We start from the raw sequence: 17,098 nt of genomic DNA on the forward strand, positions 1-17,098 counted from the left end.
ATGACGAAGACAGAACAGAGCACCGCGCACCGTCGCGGCCACAAGAAGTCCCACCGGTGGACCCTCACACCCAGCCTCGGGAAGAAGAAAGTCCAGGTCGAGAGCGCGGAGGAAGTCGCAGTCGCGCAAGCGGTCCACGCCTCCGACAGGATCACCACCCGTCGGCCTGCCCCCAAACGCAACCGATGGTTGGACCGGTGGGGCTGGTACGAGGTGCGGGCGGAAGGCGCGTGGACCACCACCCGGCAAGGTGAAGCGCTGAACCTGGCCACGATGCGCCGCTCGGTGCGTCACGAAGGACTCATGACCGGGCTGAACAAGATCAATCAGTCGATGGTGATCACCGACCCGTTCGCGCTCTACGGCTCGGAAATCGAGAACATCAACGTCGCCATCGTCGGCGACATCGGCAAGGCGAAGTCGTCGCTGATCAAAACCGCGTTCTGCATCCGGCAACTCGCCTTGGCGAACAACCGGCAGTGCGTCGTCATCGACAAGAAGCGCCAAGGCAACAAGGGCGGCGAGTATTCCGGTATCGCAGAGGCGATGGGTGCCCGTTCGATCCGATTCCTCGCCGGCGGTGACGGTGTCCGGATCAATCTGCTCGATCCGGCTATCGCGAGCGGAACCCAGCGTACGGACGGTGTTTCCCCGGCCGGCCAGGAAGCGCTGGTCGGTGCCGTCATCGAAGACACGATGGGTCGTTCCCTCGTCGAGACGGAAAAAGCAGCTGTGCGCCAAGCACTCAAGTCCGTCAACGAACGCGCCGATGCGGAGAACCGCGAACCGACGTTGCGCGAACTCGCCGCGGAGCTGCTCGAAGCGAGCCCCGGCAGCGGCAACATCTTCGGCTCACTGCACGCCGAGGATTCGCGCCGTTGGGGCCTCAATCCTGGTCTCGCGCTGCAAGAACTGTGCGAAGGAGACCTCAAGGGCCTCGTCGACGGCGCTACTTCCCCGGAGGTCCGCGAGGCACTCGATCATTCGTTCGTGCACTTCGACGTTTCGGCCCTCCCTAACAAGGGGCCGGCGTTGCGGGTCATCATGACCGTGATCAACACCTGGCTCGCGAACGTTCTCGCAACCCGCTCCGCCAAGCACATGCAAACGCTACTGCTGATCGAGGAAGGCTGGCACGTCGCCGACGGCTCGACCGGAAAGGTGTTCCGCGAGAACATGAAACTCTCTCGTGGCCTCGGTCTTTCGACGGTTTCGGCGTTCCACCACATCTCGGACCTCCCGGTCGACTCTCCCGCGCGTGCGCTGATGAAAGAAGCTGGAATCGTCTTCTTGTACGGGCAGGACCGTGTCGAGGATGCGGAGGAAACAGCTCGCATGTACCACCTGCCTGCCGGGTCGACGGAAATCATCATGTCCCTGGCGAAAGGACATTGCCTGGTCAAGTACGGCAGCGCCGACCCGATTCTCATGCAGCACGTCCGTTCCGATCTTGAAATCGAACTCACCAACACCGACGAAGTGATCAAGGGAGAGGCAGCATGATCGCCACAGACGCTCCGGATCGCCTCACGGCGCTTCCCGTGCCGCCGCTCGTCGCCTTCACCATTCTGGCCGTCGGGTCGGTAGCGGCCTGCGCGCTCATGATGTGGGTTCTGGTAACGCGACGCAGGTCCAGCGGCCGTAGGCCGCCCCTGTCACCGCGGGGCCGGCCATCCAATACGGCATCCACCCACACCACACTCTCGCGGTCCGAGCTTGTGATGTCCGACCCGATCGAAGGAGACAAGTCGTGAGTACAACCCAGCGTCCTACGAAGCCGATGGTTCCGCCTGGCGTGCTTCCCATTGTCGGTCTCGTTGTTTCGGTCGTCACCAGCGTCGTTGTCGGCGGATACATCTCAGGTGTCGTGTCGGGTCATGGCGGCGCTCTCCCTACCGGTGTGTACGGAGTTCTCGACGTATTCGAAGGGCTGTTCCGGAATCCGGGCGATCCCGCTCTCGCGTGGCCGGAGGGCTCTCGGCCGGGCGGACCGGTGTTGACGTGGGTTTCCATCGCGATCGTTGCGGCGTTGTGCTTGTGGTGTGGGCTGTTCTTTTCCGGGCAGCAGATGAAACGCGCCGCTGCTCGGCGGGTACGAGAGTCCGGGTTCGCTGACCGTACCGAACTCGCCCGAACCGGTATCAGCGAAAAGGCAGCCGTCCGGAAGGCGAAAGCGACCCGCCTCTCACTCAAGGACGTTCCGGTGCGCCGCATCGATGCCGCTGTCGAGACCACACGAGTCGCGGAGCTCTACGACCACAAAGGCGAGGGCGTGTTCCTCCAGTACCGCGACGGGCTGACCTGCACTGGACCGACTGGTGCGGGTAAGACGTGGCGTGTCTGCTGGAAGGGCGTCACCGACGCCGTCGGCCCGGTCGTCGCTACCTCGACCCGCGGCGATCTGTTGCGCTCCACGTGGGCGCAGCGCCGGGAAGTCGGGCACGTCGAGGTCTTCGACCCGGAGGGGCTGACCGCGATCCCCAATCCGATGCGGTGGTCGATTCTCGACGGGTGCGAGGATCCGGAAGTCGCCAAGCGGCGTGCGGAAGCACTGGTCCAGGCCATGCCGATGGACGACACCAGCAATTCCGGCTATTGGAACGGCAAGGCCGCGATGCTCATGCGCGGCTACCTCTACTCCGCGGCCGTCAAGAACAAGAACATGATCGACCTGCGGATCTGGGCGTCCTCGCGCAACGTCCAACTCGTCCGCGATGTTCTCGAGCAGGACCTTCCGGACTGGCACGCCGAACTCGAGCAAGCCTTGGACTCACAGTCCGACTCCTCCGATGACGTGGTCAGCGCGTGCGCGCGGCTGCTCGAACCGTTGGCGTCCCCGAAGTTGATGAGCGCGATCAACGTCCCCCGTAGCGAGTCCGCGGATCTACATGCGTTGATGACCGAGGGCAAGAACACCGTGTATCTGGTCTCGGAAGGACACAGCGCTTCGGCGGCCGCGTTCACCACTGTGCTCTCGGCCGAGCTCTATCACATCGCGAAGACACACGGGCTGGGCAACGAGGACGACAAGATCGATCCGCCGTTGCGGATGGTCCTCGACGAAATGAACAATGTCGCGGCGATTCCGCACATGCCGGATCTGATCACGGACTCGGGCGGCCGCGGAATCCAGATCTGGGCGTTCGTGCACAGCGCCTTGCAGAACGAGAAGCGTTGGGGCCGCATCGATGGGCAGCGGTTGTCGAGTGATTCCCCGGCACGGATCTACTTGTCAGGTCTTGGTGACGAGGGTGAATTGTCGGCGCTCTCACGGTTGATGGGTAGCCGCGACGAATACATCAGCCTGGACCCGCGTTCGGCACCGCGCAGCGTTCCGGTGATGGCACTCAACGAGATTCGTGAAATGCCGGAGGATCAAGCGCTGATGATCTACCGCAATGCCAGGCCGATGAAGGTGCGGCTGCCGTCGGTGTGGGATGTTCCGGATCTTTCGAAGCGGGTGCGGGCGAATCAGTCGGCGTTCGATACCTTCTGCGCGAAAGCCGAACTATGAGCAGGGAACCTGAGGCCTCACCGTGGGAGTGCGCAGACCACTGGGCGTCCGGGGATTCCGCGTTGTGGATTGGCGTCGGCTCCAGCGGGGTGTACGAGCGCCCGATCATCGTCGTTTCCCCGGCCGGCGCACTCGTTCGTGATCCGGAAGTAACGTACAACGACGGTCTCTTCACTCTGTCCGACGGTTTACGGAATGTGCGGCACCGTGATTCGTGCGAACCGTGCGCAGCTTCGGTGCGCCTGCTCCATCAAGGGGGTGGTGCGTGATGAGTATTCCGGTATACCAACCCGGTCCGGCTGATTGGCGCCACCTGGATCGCGAGGCTGCTGCGGAGTTGTGGCTCGAGCTCGGACAGTGGGTCGAGTGGCTGCGTCGGCGGTACAACGTCGGTGGGCAGCAGATCCGATCGTGTTGGTACAAACATGATCCGATGGTCGAAGAGCTGACGGCGGCGATGTGGGCGCACCGTGAGGTGTACCAGCAGCTGAAGAAGAACCCGTATCACGGCGGTATGGCCGCCTGGCACAACCAGGTGCTGTGGCCGATGATCTCTCGGCTGCCCAAGATGGGCTTCAACGAGGAATGCCGTGGCGGAGAGTGCGGCTACCAGCCGAACGACCCGAAGATCGGCCCGGATTTCGCGGAATTCGTCGCCGCCGACACCGACCCCCGACCCGAGACCGCGCCCGCACCGCTGGTCGATCAGGTCGTCGGATTAGTCGATAGTGCAGCAGGGAAGGTGACTGCGCTGACGATGGATCAGGTTCTCGAGATGATCGACGGCGGCCGCGCGGCCGCCGAAGATCCTTCCGACGATTTCACGGCCGTCGAGATCGACGGCGACCGGTGGGAATTCGACGACGACACCGAAACATATCGGCCCGTCGAATAGCCCTCTCAAGCCGAAGCATCAACAGCCCCAAACCCTTCGGGCGGTCTCGCCCACCGTTCGAGAGTCCGGGCCGCGGGGTAGTTGATGTTTCTCGTGTCCGCCACGGTTGCGGCGATTCGTGGGTTGTCCCGCCTGGGGCCTGCGCGCCGCGCTGTGGCGGACACACCCTCTTTTTCGTAGGATGCTGTGCAACACAACTTGATTCAGATTGGTGGACTGCCATGCAGGAGCACGACCCCCTCGGGCGGATGGATTTTCCTTTGATCCGGACACTAGCCCGCATGAGCGGAATGTTCATCCGGTCCGGATTGATTTTTCTCGCCCTGTTCGTCGCAGCATCGCTGATTGCACAGGAGACACCAGGCCAGTGGGCGGTCGGCGCGTTCGTCGTGCTCTGGCTGGGTTTCGGCCTCACGCTCCGGTGGCTCGCCACTTCAAAATTCACCGACCTGAGTTAGTGATGCAAAAGGTGCGGGCCCAATCCAAGCTTGGAATGGGCCCGCACCCTCCGACGTGCAGCTCGATCGAGACGCCGCGCTCGCGTTATACGATCTATTGCTCGCCGTTCGAAGGAATCCTGCCGTAACTACCGATCGACCATCCAGTGATTTCGGTCAAACGCGCCCTCCAGAGAGTCCCGGGTAGGGCATGGCCAGTCGGACTGAATGTTTGTGCGTCGCGCATATGTATGAATCCGACAGGCCTGAGCGTGGTGTGCGCTTCTTCCTCTGTCGATTCGCCGGCGAGCGCGTCCTCTATGTAGCGATCTCTGAACGGGTTAAAGAGCTGCCCGAACGTCGCAACGCCTTCCGATGACGAGCTTTCGAGACTCTCGATGAGCAACTCGAAGTACCGGCGGCCGGAAATGAGCATTCCGGACACGATAAGTCCCGATGCGTGGAGGGTGATGCCGATCTCGGTTTCACGCAGAGCGTTGATTACCTCGACCAACACTTCGAGAGCGGGGTCCTGTTGCGGGATGTCGAAGTTTTCGTCCCGATAGTCGTCTACAGCATCGGTCTCGCTGGGTGCGTCCATCATTTCCTTCCCGTCGATTGTCTCGCGGTGCTTATCAGGTGCCCATCGGACATGGCGAGACGATCCCCATGCCAGACGCCCGATATTTGCAGATCAAGAATCTGAACCTGAAAATTATGGAGGGTGGGGGTAGGACCGTGCACGATCTGGTCGAGACGCGGACCGTACAGATTCGGTATCCGGTTCTGGTGCTCAGGATCTACCTGCTTCGGAAAATCCTTGATGGTTGTGACCGCGCCTTCGTGGACATTCTGTTGTTCGGTTGCCGCTGGCACGGCACGAGCGAAGAGCTTCTTCACGTCAGAGAATCTGACCATGCTGTCGTCATCTGTTTCGTCGGCGACAGAGTCCTCGACCCATTCTCGGATCAGTGCGGTCGTCTTGATTCCGCGCTCGCCTGCCTGTTCGCGGACTCTGTTGAGGACTGCGGCAGGCAATCGCACGGTGATACCCACCATCGGTGCTTGGTCGACGGTTTCATCGAGGATGGACTCCTCGATGAGTGCACTGGTATCGGCGTCGTCGTAGTAGTCGCGCAGTTCGGCCATCTTCGTGGGGTCCATAGTCATTTACCTCTCTTCTGGAAGGTTTTCCTTTCGGTGTCGGTCATCTCTCTGGCTGTGACGATGAACGTCCCACCGTCGTTGGAGGGGGCAGTCACCACGAGCAGATAGCGCCCTGCATCTGTCTGTCCATATAAAAGTGTTGTTCCATTTTTTCCTGGAACTTGCCGCCTCGGGTGACCGTAAAAGACCTGCTCCACCTCCTGAGGTAGGACGTTGTGGCGTTGTGCGATGTGATCCTCGCTCGCCTCGTTCCACGTGATAGGGGGGAGCACCACTCAAGTGTAACGCGATTCGTACTCGCGGTGTTTATTGATTCTTTTCCCTCGCGTTGGCTCTGGTACGGGGAGCAGCTCGTCTGCACTCATTCCGTCCCGTGTGCGCAGTCTCGTCGGACAGCCATGGGCGATCGGTAGGGTTCGACTTGTCGAGTAGTGCAGAGGGGGGTGTCGGCGGTGGTGGGTCGAATATGGCTGGATGTTCCGTACGTAGAGAAGGATCTGGCGAAGGCCGGCGGCGCGAGGTGGGATCCGTCAGCCAAGCGATGGTATGCGCCCCGAGTCGAGATGGCGGGCCTGTCGCGATGGGTCGCGCTACCCGACATTCCGGAGATCCTGCCGGGTGAAGACCGGTCACTCGGTCATGGTCTGTTCGTCGACCTCGTCCCTGATACGTGTTGGTTCACCAATGTCCGCTACTGCGTCGAACCGAAGGATTGGGAAAGACTGCGCCGCATGGTCACGCGGCGCGCCGGGATGCAGTGCGAAATCTGCGGCTTCCCGGAAGACCGAGCGTCGCAGCGGTGGCTCGAAGTGCACGAGAGATGGACGTACGACTGGCCTACCAAAGTGCAACGCCTGGGCCGGCTCATCTGTCTCTGCACTCCCTGCCACCAGGTGACGCACTTCGGATTCGCGCAGATCAAAGGCAATGAAGAGCAAGCGTTCCGGCACCTGACAGCGGTGACCGGAATGACGCGTCCGCAGGCGCGCCGCCATGTTGCTGCCGCATTCGATGAGTGGCGAGCCCGCTCCATTGGGGAATGGACTCTCGATCTGAGCATCCTCACCGACGTCGGGGTTCAGGTCCGTCGACCTCCGGCGCCGGCTGACCGCCGGATCATCGCAAGCGGCCGACCCACCGCGACACAAGTCCAGCAACCACAACAGGTAGTTCTCCCGACCACCGCTGCCCCGGTGGTCACTGCGCCTAGATGGCGCGATCGGATCGCGGCATGGTGGCGATCACGCTGAGATCGCCCGACCCCTCCGTCGTCTGACGAAACGCCAGCCTGTCGGCTGTCACAGACGCGGTCCGCGGCGTTTTTGTTCGTGTTCGACGTGTTGGGCGATGGTGTGGTGGTGTTCGATCGTCGCCTGCTGGCGCTCGGCGCGGCGTTGTTCTTCGCGGTGCTCGTCCATGCGTTCGCGGAGGGTGTCGATGTCGCGGTGGACGGTGTTGAAGGGTGCGATGTCGGCTTTGTTCTCGGGGCGGTCGCCGGCCACTGAGGTGGTGTCGGTGATGTTGTAGCGGTCCCGGTATGCCTGGATCTCGGCTGCGGTGCGATCCCACTGCGCTGCCATCTCGGCGGCTTCGGGCCGGGCTTCGAGGTGCTCGGTGAAGCGCAGTTCGGGGTCGTTGCCGCGAGCATCGTCGGTACCGATGCGCCGGGTGTTCGCGGTGTGTTCGGCCGCGATGTCGGTGTAGGTGGTCTCCAGCTGCTCAGCAAGGTTGGGGTCGACGAGGTGGGCGTCGAGGTCGGGGGAGGGCACCCAGTGCGGTGCTGCGGGGTCGACAGGCTCTGATGCCGCCGGCGCGATGGTGTCGAGTGCGTCGGTGATGCCGGTGACGTGTGCGGTGGAGTGCGCGGCGGTCTCGATCGTGCGGCACAGTTCGTCGACGTCGAAACCGGCGTGGGTGACGAGTTCACGGATACGGCCTACTGCTGCGTTCCACCGCGGGTCTTCGGTACGTTCGGCGGCGGCGACCGCGAGAGGGAAGTGCTCGCGCAGGATCTCGTCGTGTGCGGCTGCCCAGCGGGTGTTCGTCTTCTCTGTTGCTGCGGTGATGGCTGGTGCCATGTCTTTGATCAGGTTCGCGGCGGTGACGTCTTCGCCGCGCGCTGCGAGTTGCTGCGCGTGCCAGGACAGAACTGCCTCGGGTGCGATCCCGGCGAGCGCTGCTTTGCGCAGGTGGCGGCCCAGTCGCTGCACACCGGCTTCGGCGAGGATCCGTTCGGCGATCTCGGGTTCGAACGCTTCCCGCACGGGTCGGTGGATGCGGGTGGTGTCGAGCTGCGCCCGCGTCTCGTCGTACCGGCGGATGGTCGCGCCGATGCCGTCGGTGCGCTCGTGTTCCGGCCGGGCCGTGGCGTAGCGATCGGCGACGATGCGGGCATAGTCGTCGAGTTCTTTGTCGGTGCTGGTGGTGCGCGGGGGCAGCGGGGGGAGCGCTGTGTCGGAACGCCCGGCTGCCGCTTCTGCTGCGGCTTGGGTGGCTTCGATGATGCGGGAGTTCAGAACTCGGGCAACGTCGCGGGCTGTATGGAGTTCGCCTGTTGCGAGTGCGTCGTTGAGGATGCGCCGGGCGCTGTCTCCTCGGTCGTGTGCCTGTCCGAGTGTGGTGCGGAGCGCGGCGAGGCTGCCGGGGTTTTCGGCGGCGATCGTCGCGAGTAGTGCTGCGGGCAGCGCCCGGTCGAGGACGTCGTCGAGCCAGCGGTCGCGCAACCTGCTGTGCGCGGCGTGGTACGCCTCGCGAAGTCGCTGCGGGCTGCGGGCGTGCTCGAGTGCGTCTCGGATCTCGGTGATGGCAGCTTTGTGGCCGTTGTCGTTGGCGAGGATGAGGGTGAGGACTTCGCGGGAGTTCGGAGTCTGGATCTCGGAGAGGTGCATCCCTTCGGTGTCTTGGGTGACGCCGGGTTCGACGGGGACGTACAGGTGGTTCTCGGTGCGGCCGCGGGTGGTGGCGACGTAGAGGCCTGGCCGGTTGGTGCTGTGTCCGACGGTGGTGTGGGAGGTGTCGACGGTGATGCCTTGGCTGCGGTGCACGGTGGCGGCGTAGCCGAGTTCGGTGTTCCGCTTCACGTACCGGGCGGGCAGGGTGATCGTGCCCTCGTGGGTTTTGCTGCGCAGGTTCAGTGAGCCGTTCTCGTTGACGGCGGTGACGGTCCACAGGTCGCCGTTGCGGACGAACATGTTGCGGCGGCGGCCGCCCTTGGTGCGTAGGCCGCGCTTGTTCTTGCGGGTCAGGACGATGTCACCGACTCCGGCGTCGAGGTCGTCGGACAGGGTCACGGTGTGTTCGGCTTTGGCGGTGCCAGCGGCGCGGTAGTGCGCTTGGATCGCGAGGTTCACTTCGCGGACGTCGTCACGGGTGGAGAGCATGACAATCGAGGATTTGCCGGCGTCGATGTCGGCGAGGTAGGCGGTTGCGGCGGCGTCTTTCATCTCGGCGGCGGTGCCGTCGTGTACCCATCCGCGGGAGTAGAACAGCTCCAGGCTGCTCTCGTCGCCGTGCCGCAGGGCGAGGGAGTTCTCGGCTTGTTCGGTGTCTTCGCCGAAGCGCACGACGACCGTGAGTTCGGGTGCGTTGGTTTCTTCGGCGAGCAGTCGCAACGCTCCACCGGTTTCGACGGCGTCGAGCTGGTTCGGGTCACCGAGTAGACGGACCACGGCGCCCTTGGCTGCGGCGATTTCGGTGATGGCGGCGAGGTCTTTGGTCGAGGCCAGGGAGGCTTCGTCGACGAGCAGCATCGCCCCGGCGAGGATCTCGATGTGCTCGGGGAGGCTGCGTGGTTCGTAGTTTTCGAGTCCGCGCCACGGGTACGTCAAGGTTGCGAGGGTGTGGGCGGTGGTGCCGATTTCTTCGCCCAGGGTTTCGGCCGCGACGGCGGACGGTGCGAGCGCGATGACCTCGTATCCGGCGGCGGTCCAGGTGTCGGTGACCGCTTTCATCGACGTCGTCTTGCCGGTGCCGGCCGGGCCGATACCGACGGCGAGGAGCGTTCCTGCGCCGACGAAATGCTCGGCAAGCTCGCGCTGTCCGGCGTTGAGTGGGTGATCGCTCGTGCGGGCGATCTTCTCGACGACCTTGTCGAGTCCGGCTTGCGTCGCGATGTAGGCGGTCGGCGTTCCGGTGGCGTCGAGCATGGATTGCTCGGCGGCGATGACACCTTCGGAGGTGTGCAGTGCGGCGCCGTGGCGTTCCAGGATGAACTCACCGTTGCGGCGGCGCAGTACCTCGGGGGCCGGCGGAAGATCGGCGGCCGGCATGTGCACGGACTCGGTCAGAACGTGGGCGGTGACGGCCTCGATTGCCTCTCGGCGGGCGCTGTCGTCGGGGAAGGTGACGGCCGCGAAATTCGCTTCGACGGCGCTGTGAATGTGGGTGATCGCCCAGCTTGCGCGGACGTTCTCGAGGCGTTCGAGCACGCGGGCAGCTTCGACGTCGACGCTGTCAGCGGCGCGCATGGTCGTCGGGCTGAGAGTTCCTGTGGCGTGGGCGTCTTGGATGTTGCGCCAGTGTTGTGCGAGGCCGTCGACGTGTTCGGGCGTGCCGAGAATTTGGGCGGATCGGGTGACCCAGTTGTGCTGCATTTCGCGCAATGTTTCCGGTTCTTGCTTGCCGGCGCGGGTGTCGAGGTTCGCTTGCTGGTAGAGCGCGTACATCGCTTTGGGGGAGGGCATACGGCCGTGTGAGGCGCGGTAGTCCGCGACGAGTTGATCGCGGCGGGCTTCGATCTGGGTGCGGCGTGAGGAGAACATTTCGCACAGCTCTTGGGGGACTGCGGCCAGCTCGACGATGTCCTGGCGGCCTCGGCCGGTGGATCGAGTGGTGAGGTCGAATCCGAGTTCGGTGTGGAGCTTCGCCATGATCTCAGCGTTGTAGCGCTGGGACGCTGCGACGGCGTAGCGGTGCAGGGTGGAGCCGTCGAGAGCGCGCCATTTTCCGTCGTGCTCGGTGCAGACCTTGATGGATACGACGGCGTGGGTGTGCAGGTTCGGATCCCCGGCACGGGAGTCGTAGTGGTTGTAGAGGGTGGCGACCATGCCGGTGGTGTCGTGCACTTCCTGGCTGGTGGCGCCAGTACGGGTGAAGCAGGCTTCCTTTTCGATCCAACTGAGCGTGCTTGTGACGGTTTCGTGCTGGATACGTTCGATCTCGTGACGGGTGGCATCGTCGGCGAGTGCCCACATTGTCGACACACTCTTGGGTGGTGTGAACACCAGATCCTGTCCTGCGACGGGTTGGCGGACGCGGGATTTCTGGGCGCTGATCCACGACCACAACTCGCGATTGTCTTCGGCTGATCGTCCGTGGGTCTGCTCGAACAGTCGGGTTCCGACGCTCTCCATGAGCGCAGCTGAATCGGCTTTCGACGGTCGACGTCCGTTGTCGGCGGCGAACTGTTCGAGCGCGGCACGGTGCTCGGTCAGGAGCGGGATGTCGTTGGTGAACTTGGGGAACTTGCGTCCGAGCCGGGCGGCTTTGACGGCGGCGTCGGGATTGGCGCCGGCGGCGATGAAGTCCTCGATCATCGCGTCAGCGTTGGGGTGCATTCCCTCGCCGAAGAGTGCCTTCATCTGCGGTTCGGAGACGGTCTCCCCGGTACTGATCCGGTCCGCGGGATCGACTGCTGCGTCGGCGTCCATGCGCGCCAGGTCGGTCAGTCCTGCGCCGAACCAGGTGCCCGGCGGGGTGCCGTGGGCGGTGTAGTAGTCGGTGAGTTCTTGGCCGTGCTCCAGCTCGCGGTCTGCGGTGGCGACCTGCTTTGTCAGGTACTCGTAGCCATCGCCCGCGTGCAGTACGTGGAGCGTCATCACAAGGCCACCATAGTCGCCGCAGGCGGCCTGGTGGAGGGCAGACACCCCCAAAGTCTGAAATTCAGCAAGAGGTGTGTCTGAATTTGGGGGGTTTGGCTGAGTGAAACGAAGTGCATTTGGTGAGGAACGAACTGCTGGTGCTGAGGGAAGCGAAGTGCATTTGGTGAGGAACGAACTGCTGGTGCTGAGGGAAGCGAAGTGTTTGAAAATATGGATGAGCTGGATGGATTGATGGTTTGACATGGTGATGTGTGAAAAGGTTCAGTGGAGTTGTGGTGGTTGGCCCGAGTTTTTGAGCCGGGAACCGTTAGGTGGACGGGGAACAATTGATGGCCGATCGCCGCTGCCGGCGGTAAGGTTTGCGGCATGGCGTCCTCAAACACATCCACGATCAGCGCGAGGGAACGGGCACGCGCAGCGAATGCCGCCCGTCTCGCGGAAGAGCAAGAGCGATTGAAGAAGGTCGAGGACGATCTCGTCCGATTCTTCAAGGCGCAGGAGTCGCGAGAGAAGATCGCGGACGATGCGCGAGTGCGTATCGAGCGCATCCGCGAAGAAACCGACACCAAGATCGCCGACGCGGATCGTTCCGGTGCGGCTGCGATTGCGGATCTCAAATCTCGCGGCGAAACGGTGGCGAGCATCGCGCAGCTGACCGGCCTGACGACAACTGAGGTCAACAAATTGCTGCGGTCGACCAAACCGAAACAGAAATCGGAGAAGGCTCCCGCTGATAAGACTGCGTCGACGGAAGATTCGTCACCGGCACCGGCTTCGACTTCGCCGACTGATCCTGCCGCGCTGGCGTCGTAGAAGCGACCAGCGAATCAATGTCGGCCTTCGCGGTTTTCCCCGGTTGGGTGTCAGCGACCGATTGTGTGTTGCCTGAGATCGAGCGGAGCGGGAACAGAAATCTCGGGCATCCACATGAGGGATATCGCTGTCCCCGGTTGGGGGAAACCGCGGCCGACTCGTCGGCAACTCTCACAAGCGTTAGGAGTTCGTTCTGATGGCGGACGTCCTAACGCTTCCGGCGCTCGGAGACCCGGAACGGGAACGATTCGAGCGGTTCATCGTGCGCGGCCCTGGCGAGCGAGATTGCCATTTTTGGACCGGCAGTATTTCCGATGACGGGTACGGAAGATTTTGGCTGATGCGCGATGGGCGGCAGCGAGTCGTGCGCCCGCATCGGTACGCATTGATGCTCGAACTCGGTCGGCCGTTGACCGATTCCGAGTTCGCGATCCACGAAGTGTGCGACAACCCGATCTGTGTCCGGGCCACGACGAGCATCGCCGGACGTCCACATGTGGTTGCGGGTACGCAATCGCAGAATCTTGCAGGGATGAGCGCGAAGGGGCGCGGCGGCGGCCGGGGGCAGAGCTGGCATTGGTACGGCCCGGATCGCGCCGCCCGTGCGGCGCGATCGAAGGCTCTGCGGGATGCGTTGCGCAATGGATGGGACGCAGACGCGGTGGAATCCGCGTTGCTTCGCACGGACACTCCGACACTCTTTTGACGAGCGAAAGGCACGAGAAAATGAGCGAGAACTTCACTCCGCGGGAGCGGTCCGCAGTGGAAGCGGCGGCATACCAGGCAACGAAGCACACGCAAAAGATCACCGACGCGGATCTCGTTGCGGTCGTCGAAGGTTTGACCGGAACGTCGGTGGCGCAGACTCCGCGTATCGACATCGCGTTTCCGGCGGCGGGCGATCCGGACGAGCTCTTCCACTGACCGACGCACGACGCGGCTCGGTTCGCCGGTTCGCGCTTTGCGGCGCAGTGGTTGTAAGGGCTCGATGCCCGAGCAACCACCACCACGTACGGGGGCGGCCCCGACTCTCTCGAGTTGAGTCGGGGCCGCGTTTTTGTCCGTTCGGCTATTCGGTGTCGAGGTCGATTCCCATCGAACGCGCTACCTCGACGCCGATGGTGGCAAGTTCGGCGATCGCCTCCGGCTTGATTCCGGCCGTGCGGGACGCGTCGAGCAGCTTGAGCAACGTCGTGAGGCTGGGGTCGACGCCGATGGCGCTAGCAGCGTCGAGCGCAATTCCGGCGGCGGCTCCGTCGCCGTCGACGTATGCGGCCAACCCGGCAAGGGTGAGGGCCTGGACTCGGTAGTTTCCGCGTAGGTGCGTGGCGATGGTTCCGAAGGCGTCCGCTGCGGCTTGCGGGCTGATCGTGACGATTCCGATCATGGCGTCCCGGTGGTGCGGGTCCGCTGCCGCGCACAATCCGGCGCGGGCGGCGAGGTCGAGACTGGGAACCTCGAAATTGCGTACGACTGCGGCGATTTCCGTGATCGTGTTTCGTGCGAAGTCCTCGCCCTGCTCGGCTGCGGTGGCGCGGGCTGCGTCCATGTCGGCGGCCGTGTCCTCGCGGTAACGGGCTTCGATGTCGGCGCGGCTGCTCGAGGTCTGACGTCCGCTCATGATTCGGTTCATGCTGACCTCCGAGAGGATCGGGTCGGCGGTGCGTCCGCTCTCCTCGCCGTTGGTGTCGAACCACTCCGCTCCGATTTCGAGAGACTCGGCGACAAGGGTGCGGACGCTGTGGATTCCCCTGCTGTCGAGCTCGCGCTGCGCTGCCTCGATCTGATCGAGTCCGGCGGCGGCTACCGGACCGGCGCCGACGACAACCCAGATAACGGACGTGACTGCGGCTTGCTCGAGTGCGGCGCTGTAGTCGGCTGCCGCGTCGGCACCGATGACGTCGGTGCGCGCAACGAACGCGAGCGTGGCCGGTGATCCGGTGAGAGCGATCATCACGACGGAATTGACGGGGACGAATCCGAGCAATGCCGGGATTGCGGCCAAGACGTCGGTGGCGGTCCTCAAACGGATGTTCTGCATGTCGTTCCCCTTGCTGTGAAAGTGACCGGGCCTCGTGCCCCGCCAATTTTTTTCGCCTTCTGGCAAAGGAGAATCGCGTCGGCATGAGGGGGCCGGAGTGCCACCCCTGGGCCGAGAAAATTTTGACGGGAGCTTGCGAGTGGCGAAAATTTCTCGGAGCCAACGGCCGGCGCTTGCGCCGCCAGGGGTTGCGCGCAGGTCACCGCCGACGAGAATCGGAAGGCCAGAAGTGAAAACAAATCAATGCTGTTCACAGAACGGAGCGCAGCGGAGTTCATTTCGGGGGACACCGAAGGTGGCCGGCCGCCGGGCAGGCGTCATCTTTCCGCCGGCAGCGTGCAGTCGCGGCACTCCCACTGACCACCGACGCGGGTACAGGTGCGGCGTTGCTCGCACAGCCAGCATCGTTGATTGCGTCGGGTCAACTGCTGCGCTGCGGTCGCGGCGGGCCGTGGGTGGTCAGTGATCTCGGCGCGCTCTCGCTCGGATACGTGCCTGATCATGTCGCCGAAGATGCGGCGGCACTGCGAGCAGATTTCTCCGTCCTCGGCCACGATGTTCGAGCATCCCGCGAGAACGCATCCGGTGAACATCTGCGGATCCACCATCGTCTCTGCCTTCGGGGCGCTCACCATCGGAATCGGATTCCGTACGGTGTGGCGGCGCGCTCGACTCGGCCGTAGACACGATCCACGCGTGAGGGTGCGATCCGTCCGGCGTCGGAGGCGCGGCGGGTGGCGACGGCGAGCAGGGCGACGGCTTCGCGGGCGGTCACTTCGTGCGCGAGGATGAGCCACCCGATTTCCGCTTGCATCCCTACCGCGCTCGTGGCGGCGGTGATCTTTGCGGTCAGTGTCTCGAGGATCTCGGCGGCCGCCATTCCTGAGGGTGTGATCGCGGGGTACGCGGTGTCGATGGTGTTGCTGTACATCGTGTCGGCGCGCAGCTCGTCGGTCGTGGTGCTCATGTCGTTGCCCTTTCGTAGACTTTCGGGTGCGACACCGGGCGGCCTCTTACCGCCCGGTGTCGCACCTGTGTTTGCGGGGTGCTGCCGTCTAGGCGGCTGCGGTGTCCTCGGCTTCGTCGGCGTCGGGTTCGAGTGCCTCGGCGAGGGTGTGGACGGTCGCCAGGACTGCGCGGGCGGTGTCGGTGATGACCTCGAGGTCTCCGTTTCCCCATCCGGCGATGTAGCCGATGCTGTAGTCGGTGGTGTCGAGTCCGAGTAGTCCGGCCAGGACGTAGGCGACGGATTCGGCTTCCACTTCGGCGCGGCCTCGGTGCAGCTCGGCGGGGTCGATGTCTCCGCTGGCGTGCATGAGCGCGTGGGCGGCTTCGTGAATCATCGTTTTCGCGGCTTGGGCGTCGCTGATCGTGTCGTCGACGATGATGCGGCGTGATCCGTCGAGGCTGGTGCGGCCGTTCGTTTCTCCGGCGATGTGCTCGCGGGTTACGGTCCATCCCTGTTCCGTCATCACCTGCGCGATGCGGGTGTAGATGGCGGCGGGGTCTTCGCCTTGCAGTCGGGTGCTGATGGTCTCGGCTGCTGCGGCGGGGTGTCCTTCGATCGGGTCGGTTTGGGCGATGTCGAACACGGACAGGATCGGGAACCGTGCTGCTCGGCGGGTAGTTTCCTCTCCGGTCTCGGTGTCGGTTTCGGTGATCTTCTTGGTCGAGTAGCCGAAAATCTTGATCGACTTTTCGCCCTTGCGGACCTGGCGTCCGAGTTCCTGCCACTTGCGGAATCCGGCGACCTGGCTGGCGTCCGGAGCCTGCGAGAAAATCAACATGACGTTGTTGAAGCTGTACGCGTGGAACGCTGCTGCGGCGGTCAGGTAGGCGGCCCATGCATCGGTGTCGGTGAGCTGGGCGACCTTCGCGGTGATGCTCTCGTGCAGTGCTGCGGCCTGCTCGCGTCGCGCTGCGCTCTTGTCTGCCGTGGCCTTCGCCTGTGCGCCCATAACTTTTCGGCCTCCGCTGATCCGGTGGCGTCCCCCTGCTCGGTGGCCGCCAATTTTTTTGCCCTTCTGGCAAAGGAGAATCGCGTCGGCATGAGGGGGCCGGAGTGCCACCCCTGGGCCGGGAAAATTTCTCTGCGAGCGTGCGAGTGCGGGTTGAGAAAATTTCTCGGAGCCATCGGCCGGCATCGCCGCCAGGGGTTGCGTGTAGGTCGCCGCCGACGAGAATCGGAAGGCCAGAAGGACAAACAAATCAACGCTCTTCATCAGGACGGAGCGCAGCGGAGTTCTATTCGGAGGACACCGGTAGGTGGCCGGCCGCCGGGCAGGCGCCAACAGACCGCCGGCGAAGGACTCGGCGGTCGCACCTCCCACTCGTTGGGTCGGGTGGTGATTGTGCGGGAGCGACGGAAGTGGCCCACGCTTGGTGTCGCGGTAGCGCTGATGTTCTTGTCGG

At 63.8% G+C, this 17,098-nt stretch carries 18 protein-coding genes; 10 read left to right on the forward strand and 8 right to left on the reverse strand.

The window, feature by feature from the left end; all coding sequences use genetic code 11:
* The 6 genes from GJB56_RS30895 to GJB56_RS30920 all read left to right on the forward strand — a co-directional run bounded on the left by GJB56_RS30895 (position 1) and on the right by GJB56_RS30920 (position 4,867).
* Entirely contained in the window at positions 1-1,503 is a 1,503-nt protein-coding gene (locus GJB56_RS30895) for an ATP/GTP-binding protein (RefSeq protein ID WP_113684346.1), read from the forward strand.
* Entirely contained in the window at positions 1,500-1,754 is a 255-nt protein-coding gene (locus GJB56_RS30900) for a hypothetical protein (RefSeq protein ID WP_113684347.1), read from the forward strand. The genes GJB56_RS30895 and GJB56_RS30900 overlap by 4 nt, the downstream gene beginning before the upstream one ends.
* Entirely contained in the window at positions 1,751-3,514 is a 1,764-nt protein-coding gene (locus GJB56_RS30905) for a type IV secretory system conjugative DNA transfer family protein (protein ID WP_154606753.1), read from the forward strand. The genes GJB56_RS30900 and GJB56_RS30905 overlap by 4 nt, the downstream gene beginning before the upstream one ends.
* Positions 3,511-3,783: a hypothetical protein gene (locus GJB56_RS30910; protein ID WP_113684349.1), complete on the forward strand. Its 273-nt coding sequence runs from the start codon at positions 3,511-3,513 to the stop codon at positions 3,781-3,783. The genes GJB56_RS30905 and GJB56_RS30910 overlap by 4 nt, the downstream gene beginning before the upstream one ends.
* Positions 3,783-4,409 carry a hypothetical protein gene (locus GJB56_RS30915; protein ID WP_113684350.1) on the forward strand — a complete coding sequence of 209 codons (627 nt, stop codon included), beginning with the start codon at positions 3,783-3,785 and terminating at the stop codon, positions 4,407-4,409. Before GJB56_RS30910 ends, GJB56_RS30915 begins: the two co-directional genes overlap by 1 nt.
* Before the next feature lie 221 nt (positions 4,410-4,630).
* A complete protein-coding gene (locus tag GJB56_RS30920; RefSeq protein ID WP_154606754.1) occupies positions 4,631-4,867 on the forward strand; it encodes a hypothetical protein in 237 nt (78 codons plus the stop codon).
* A 94-nt stretch (positions 4,868-4,961) separates the two neighbouring features.
* Here the strand turns inward: GJB56_RS30920 and GJB56_RS30925 are convergent, their stop codons facing one another.
* The 3 genes from GJB56_RS30925 to GJB56_RS30935 are packed head-to-tail and all read right to left on the reverse strand — an operon-like array spanning position 4,962 to position 6,285.
* Entirely contained in the window at positions 4,962-5,447 is a 486-nt protein-coding gene (locus GJB56_RS30925; RefSeq protein WP_113684351.1) for a hypothetical protein, read from the reverse strand.
* A complete protein-coding gene (locus GJB56_RS30930) occupies positions 5,447-6,016 on the reverse strand; it encodes a CopG family antitoxin (protein WP_154606756.1) in 570 nt (189 codons plus the stop codon). Before GJB56_RS30930 ends, GJB56_RS30925 begins: the two co-directional genes overlap by 1 nt.
* The gene (locus tag GJB56_RS30935; RefSeq protein WP_162793463.1) at positions 6,013-6,285 is read right to left on the reverse strand and encodes a BrnT family toxin; all 273 of its coding nucleotides are present in this window, start codon (positions 6,283-6,285) and stop codon (positions 6,013-6,015) included. The genes GJB56_RS30930 and GJB56_RS30935 overlap by 4 nt, the downstream gene beginning before the upstream one ends.
* 180 nt (positions 6,286-6,465) lie before the next feature.
* Here GJB56_RS30935 and GJB56_RS30940 point away from each other — a divergent pair, with 180 nt between their 5' ends.
* A complete protein-coding gene (locus GJB56_RS30940; RefSeq protein ID WP_205318863.1) occupies positions 6,466-7,263 on the forward strand; it encodes a DUF5710 domain-containing protein in 798 nt (265 codons plus the stop codon).
* A 48-nt stretch (positions 7,264-7,311) separates the two neighbouring features.
* Here the strand turns inward: GJB56_RS30940 and mobF are convergent, their stop codons facing one another.
* Positions 7,312-11,877 (reverse strand): MobF family relaxase, encoded by a 4,566-nt coding sequence (gene mobF / locus GJB56_RS30945; protein ID WP_162793464.1) that lies wholly within the window; start codon positions 11,875-11,877, stop codon positions 7,312-7,314.
* A gap of 321 nt (positions 11,878-12,198) precedes the next feature.
* Between mobF and GJB56_RS30950 the strand changes: the two genes are divergently transcribed.
* From GJB56_RS30950 to GJB56_RS30960, 3 genes are all read left to right on the forward strand, one after another.
* Positions 12,199-12,645: a hypothetical protein gene (locus GJB56_RS30950; protein ID WP_154606758.1), complete on the forward strand. Its 447-nt coding sequence runs from the start codon at positions 12,199-12,201 to the stop codon at positions 12,643-12,645.
* A gap of 196 nt (positions 12,646-12,841) precedes the next feature.
* The gene (locus tag GJB56_RS31875) at positions 12,842-13,351 is read left to right on the forward strand and encodes a hypothetical protein (protein ID WP_230091278.1); all 510 of its coding nucleotides are present in this window, start codon (positions 12,842-12,844) and stop codon (positions 13,349-13,351) included.
* 20 nt (positions 13,352-13,371) lie between these two features.
* Entirely contained in the window at positions 13,372-13,569 is a 198-nt protein-coding gene (locus GJB56_RS30960) for a hypothetical protein (RefSeq protein WP_113684355.1), read from the forward strand.
* Between the two features lie 145 nt (positions 13,570-13,714).
* On the opposite strand, the gene GJB56_RS30965 is transcribed toward GJB56_RS30960, so the two are convergent.
* The 4 genes from GJB56_RS30965 to GJB56_RS30980 form a co-directional block, all read right to left on the reverse strand.
* Positions 13,715-14,686: a DUF4192 domain-containing protein gene (locus tag GJB56_RS30965; RefSeq protein ID WP_113684356.1), complete on the reverse strand. Its 972-nt coding sequence runs from the start codon at positions 14,684-14,686 to the stop codon at positions 13,715-13,717.
* A 317-nt stretch (positions 14,687-15,003) separates the two neighbouring features.
* Positions 15,004-15,321, reverse strand: a complete 318-nt coding sequence (locus GJB56_RS30970) for a hypothetical protein (protein WP_113684357.1) — start codon at positions 15,319-15,321, stop codon at positions 15,004-15,006.
* Positions 15,315-15,653: a hypothetical protein gene (locus tag GJB56_RS30975; RefSeq protein ID WP_113684358.1), complete on the reverse strand. Its 339-nt coding sequence runs from the start codon at positions 15,651-15,653 to the stop codon at positions 15,315-15,317. The genes GJB56_RS30970 and GJB56_RS30975 overlap by 7 nt, the downstream gene beginning before the upstream one ends.
* Before the next feature lie 88 nt (positions 15,654-15,741).
* Complete coding sequence (locus tag GJB56_RS30980) at positions 15,742-16,644, reverse strand: ArdC-like ssDNA-binding domain-containing protein (RefSeq protein ID WP_113684359.1); 903 nt, start codon at positions 16,642-16,644, stop codon at positions 15,742-15,744.
* Positions 16,645-17,098: the final 454 nt, after the last annotated feature.

The sequence above is a fragment of the Rhodococcus sp. AQ5-07 genome (assembly GCF_009707305.1).
Taxonomy (GTDB): domain Bacteria; phylum Actinomycetota; class Actinomycetes; order Mycobacteriales; family Mycobacteriaceae; genus Rhodococcus_F; species Rhodococcus_F erythropolis.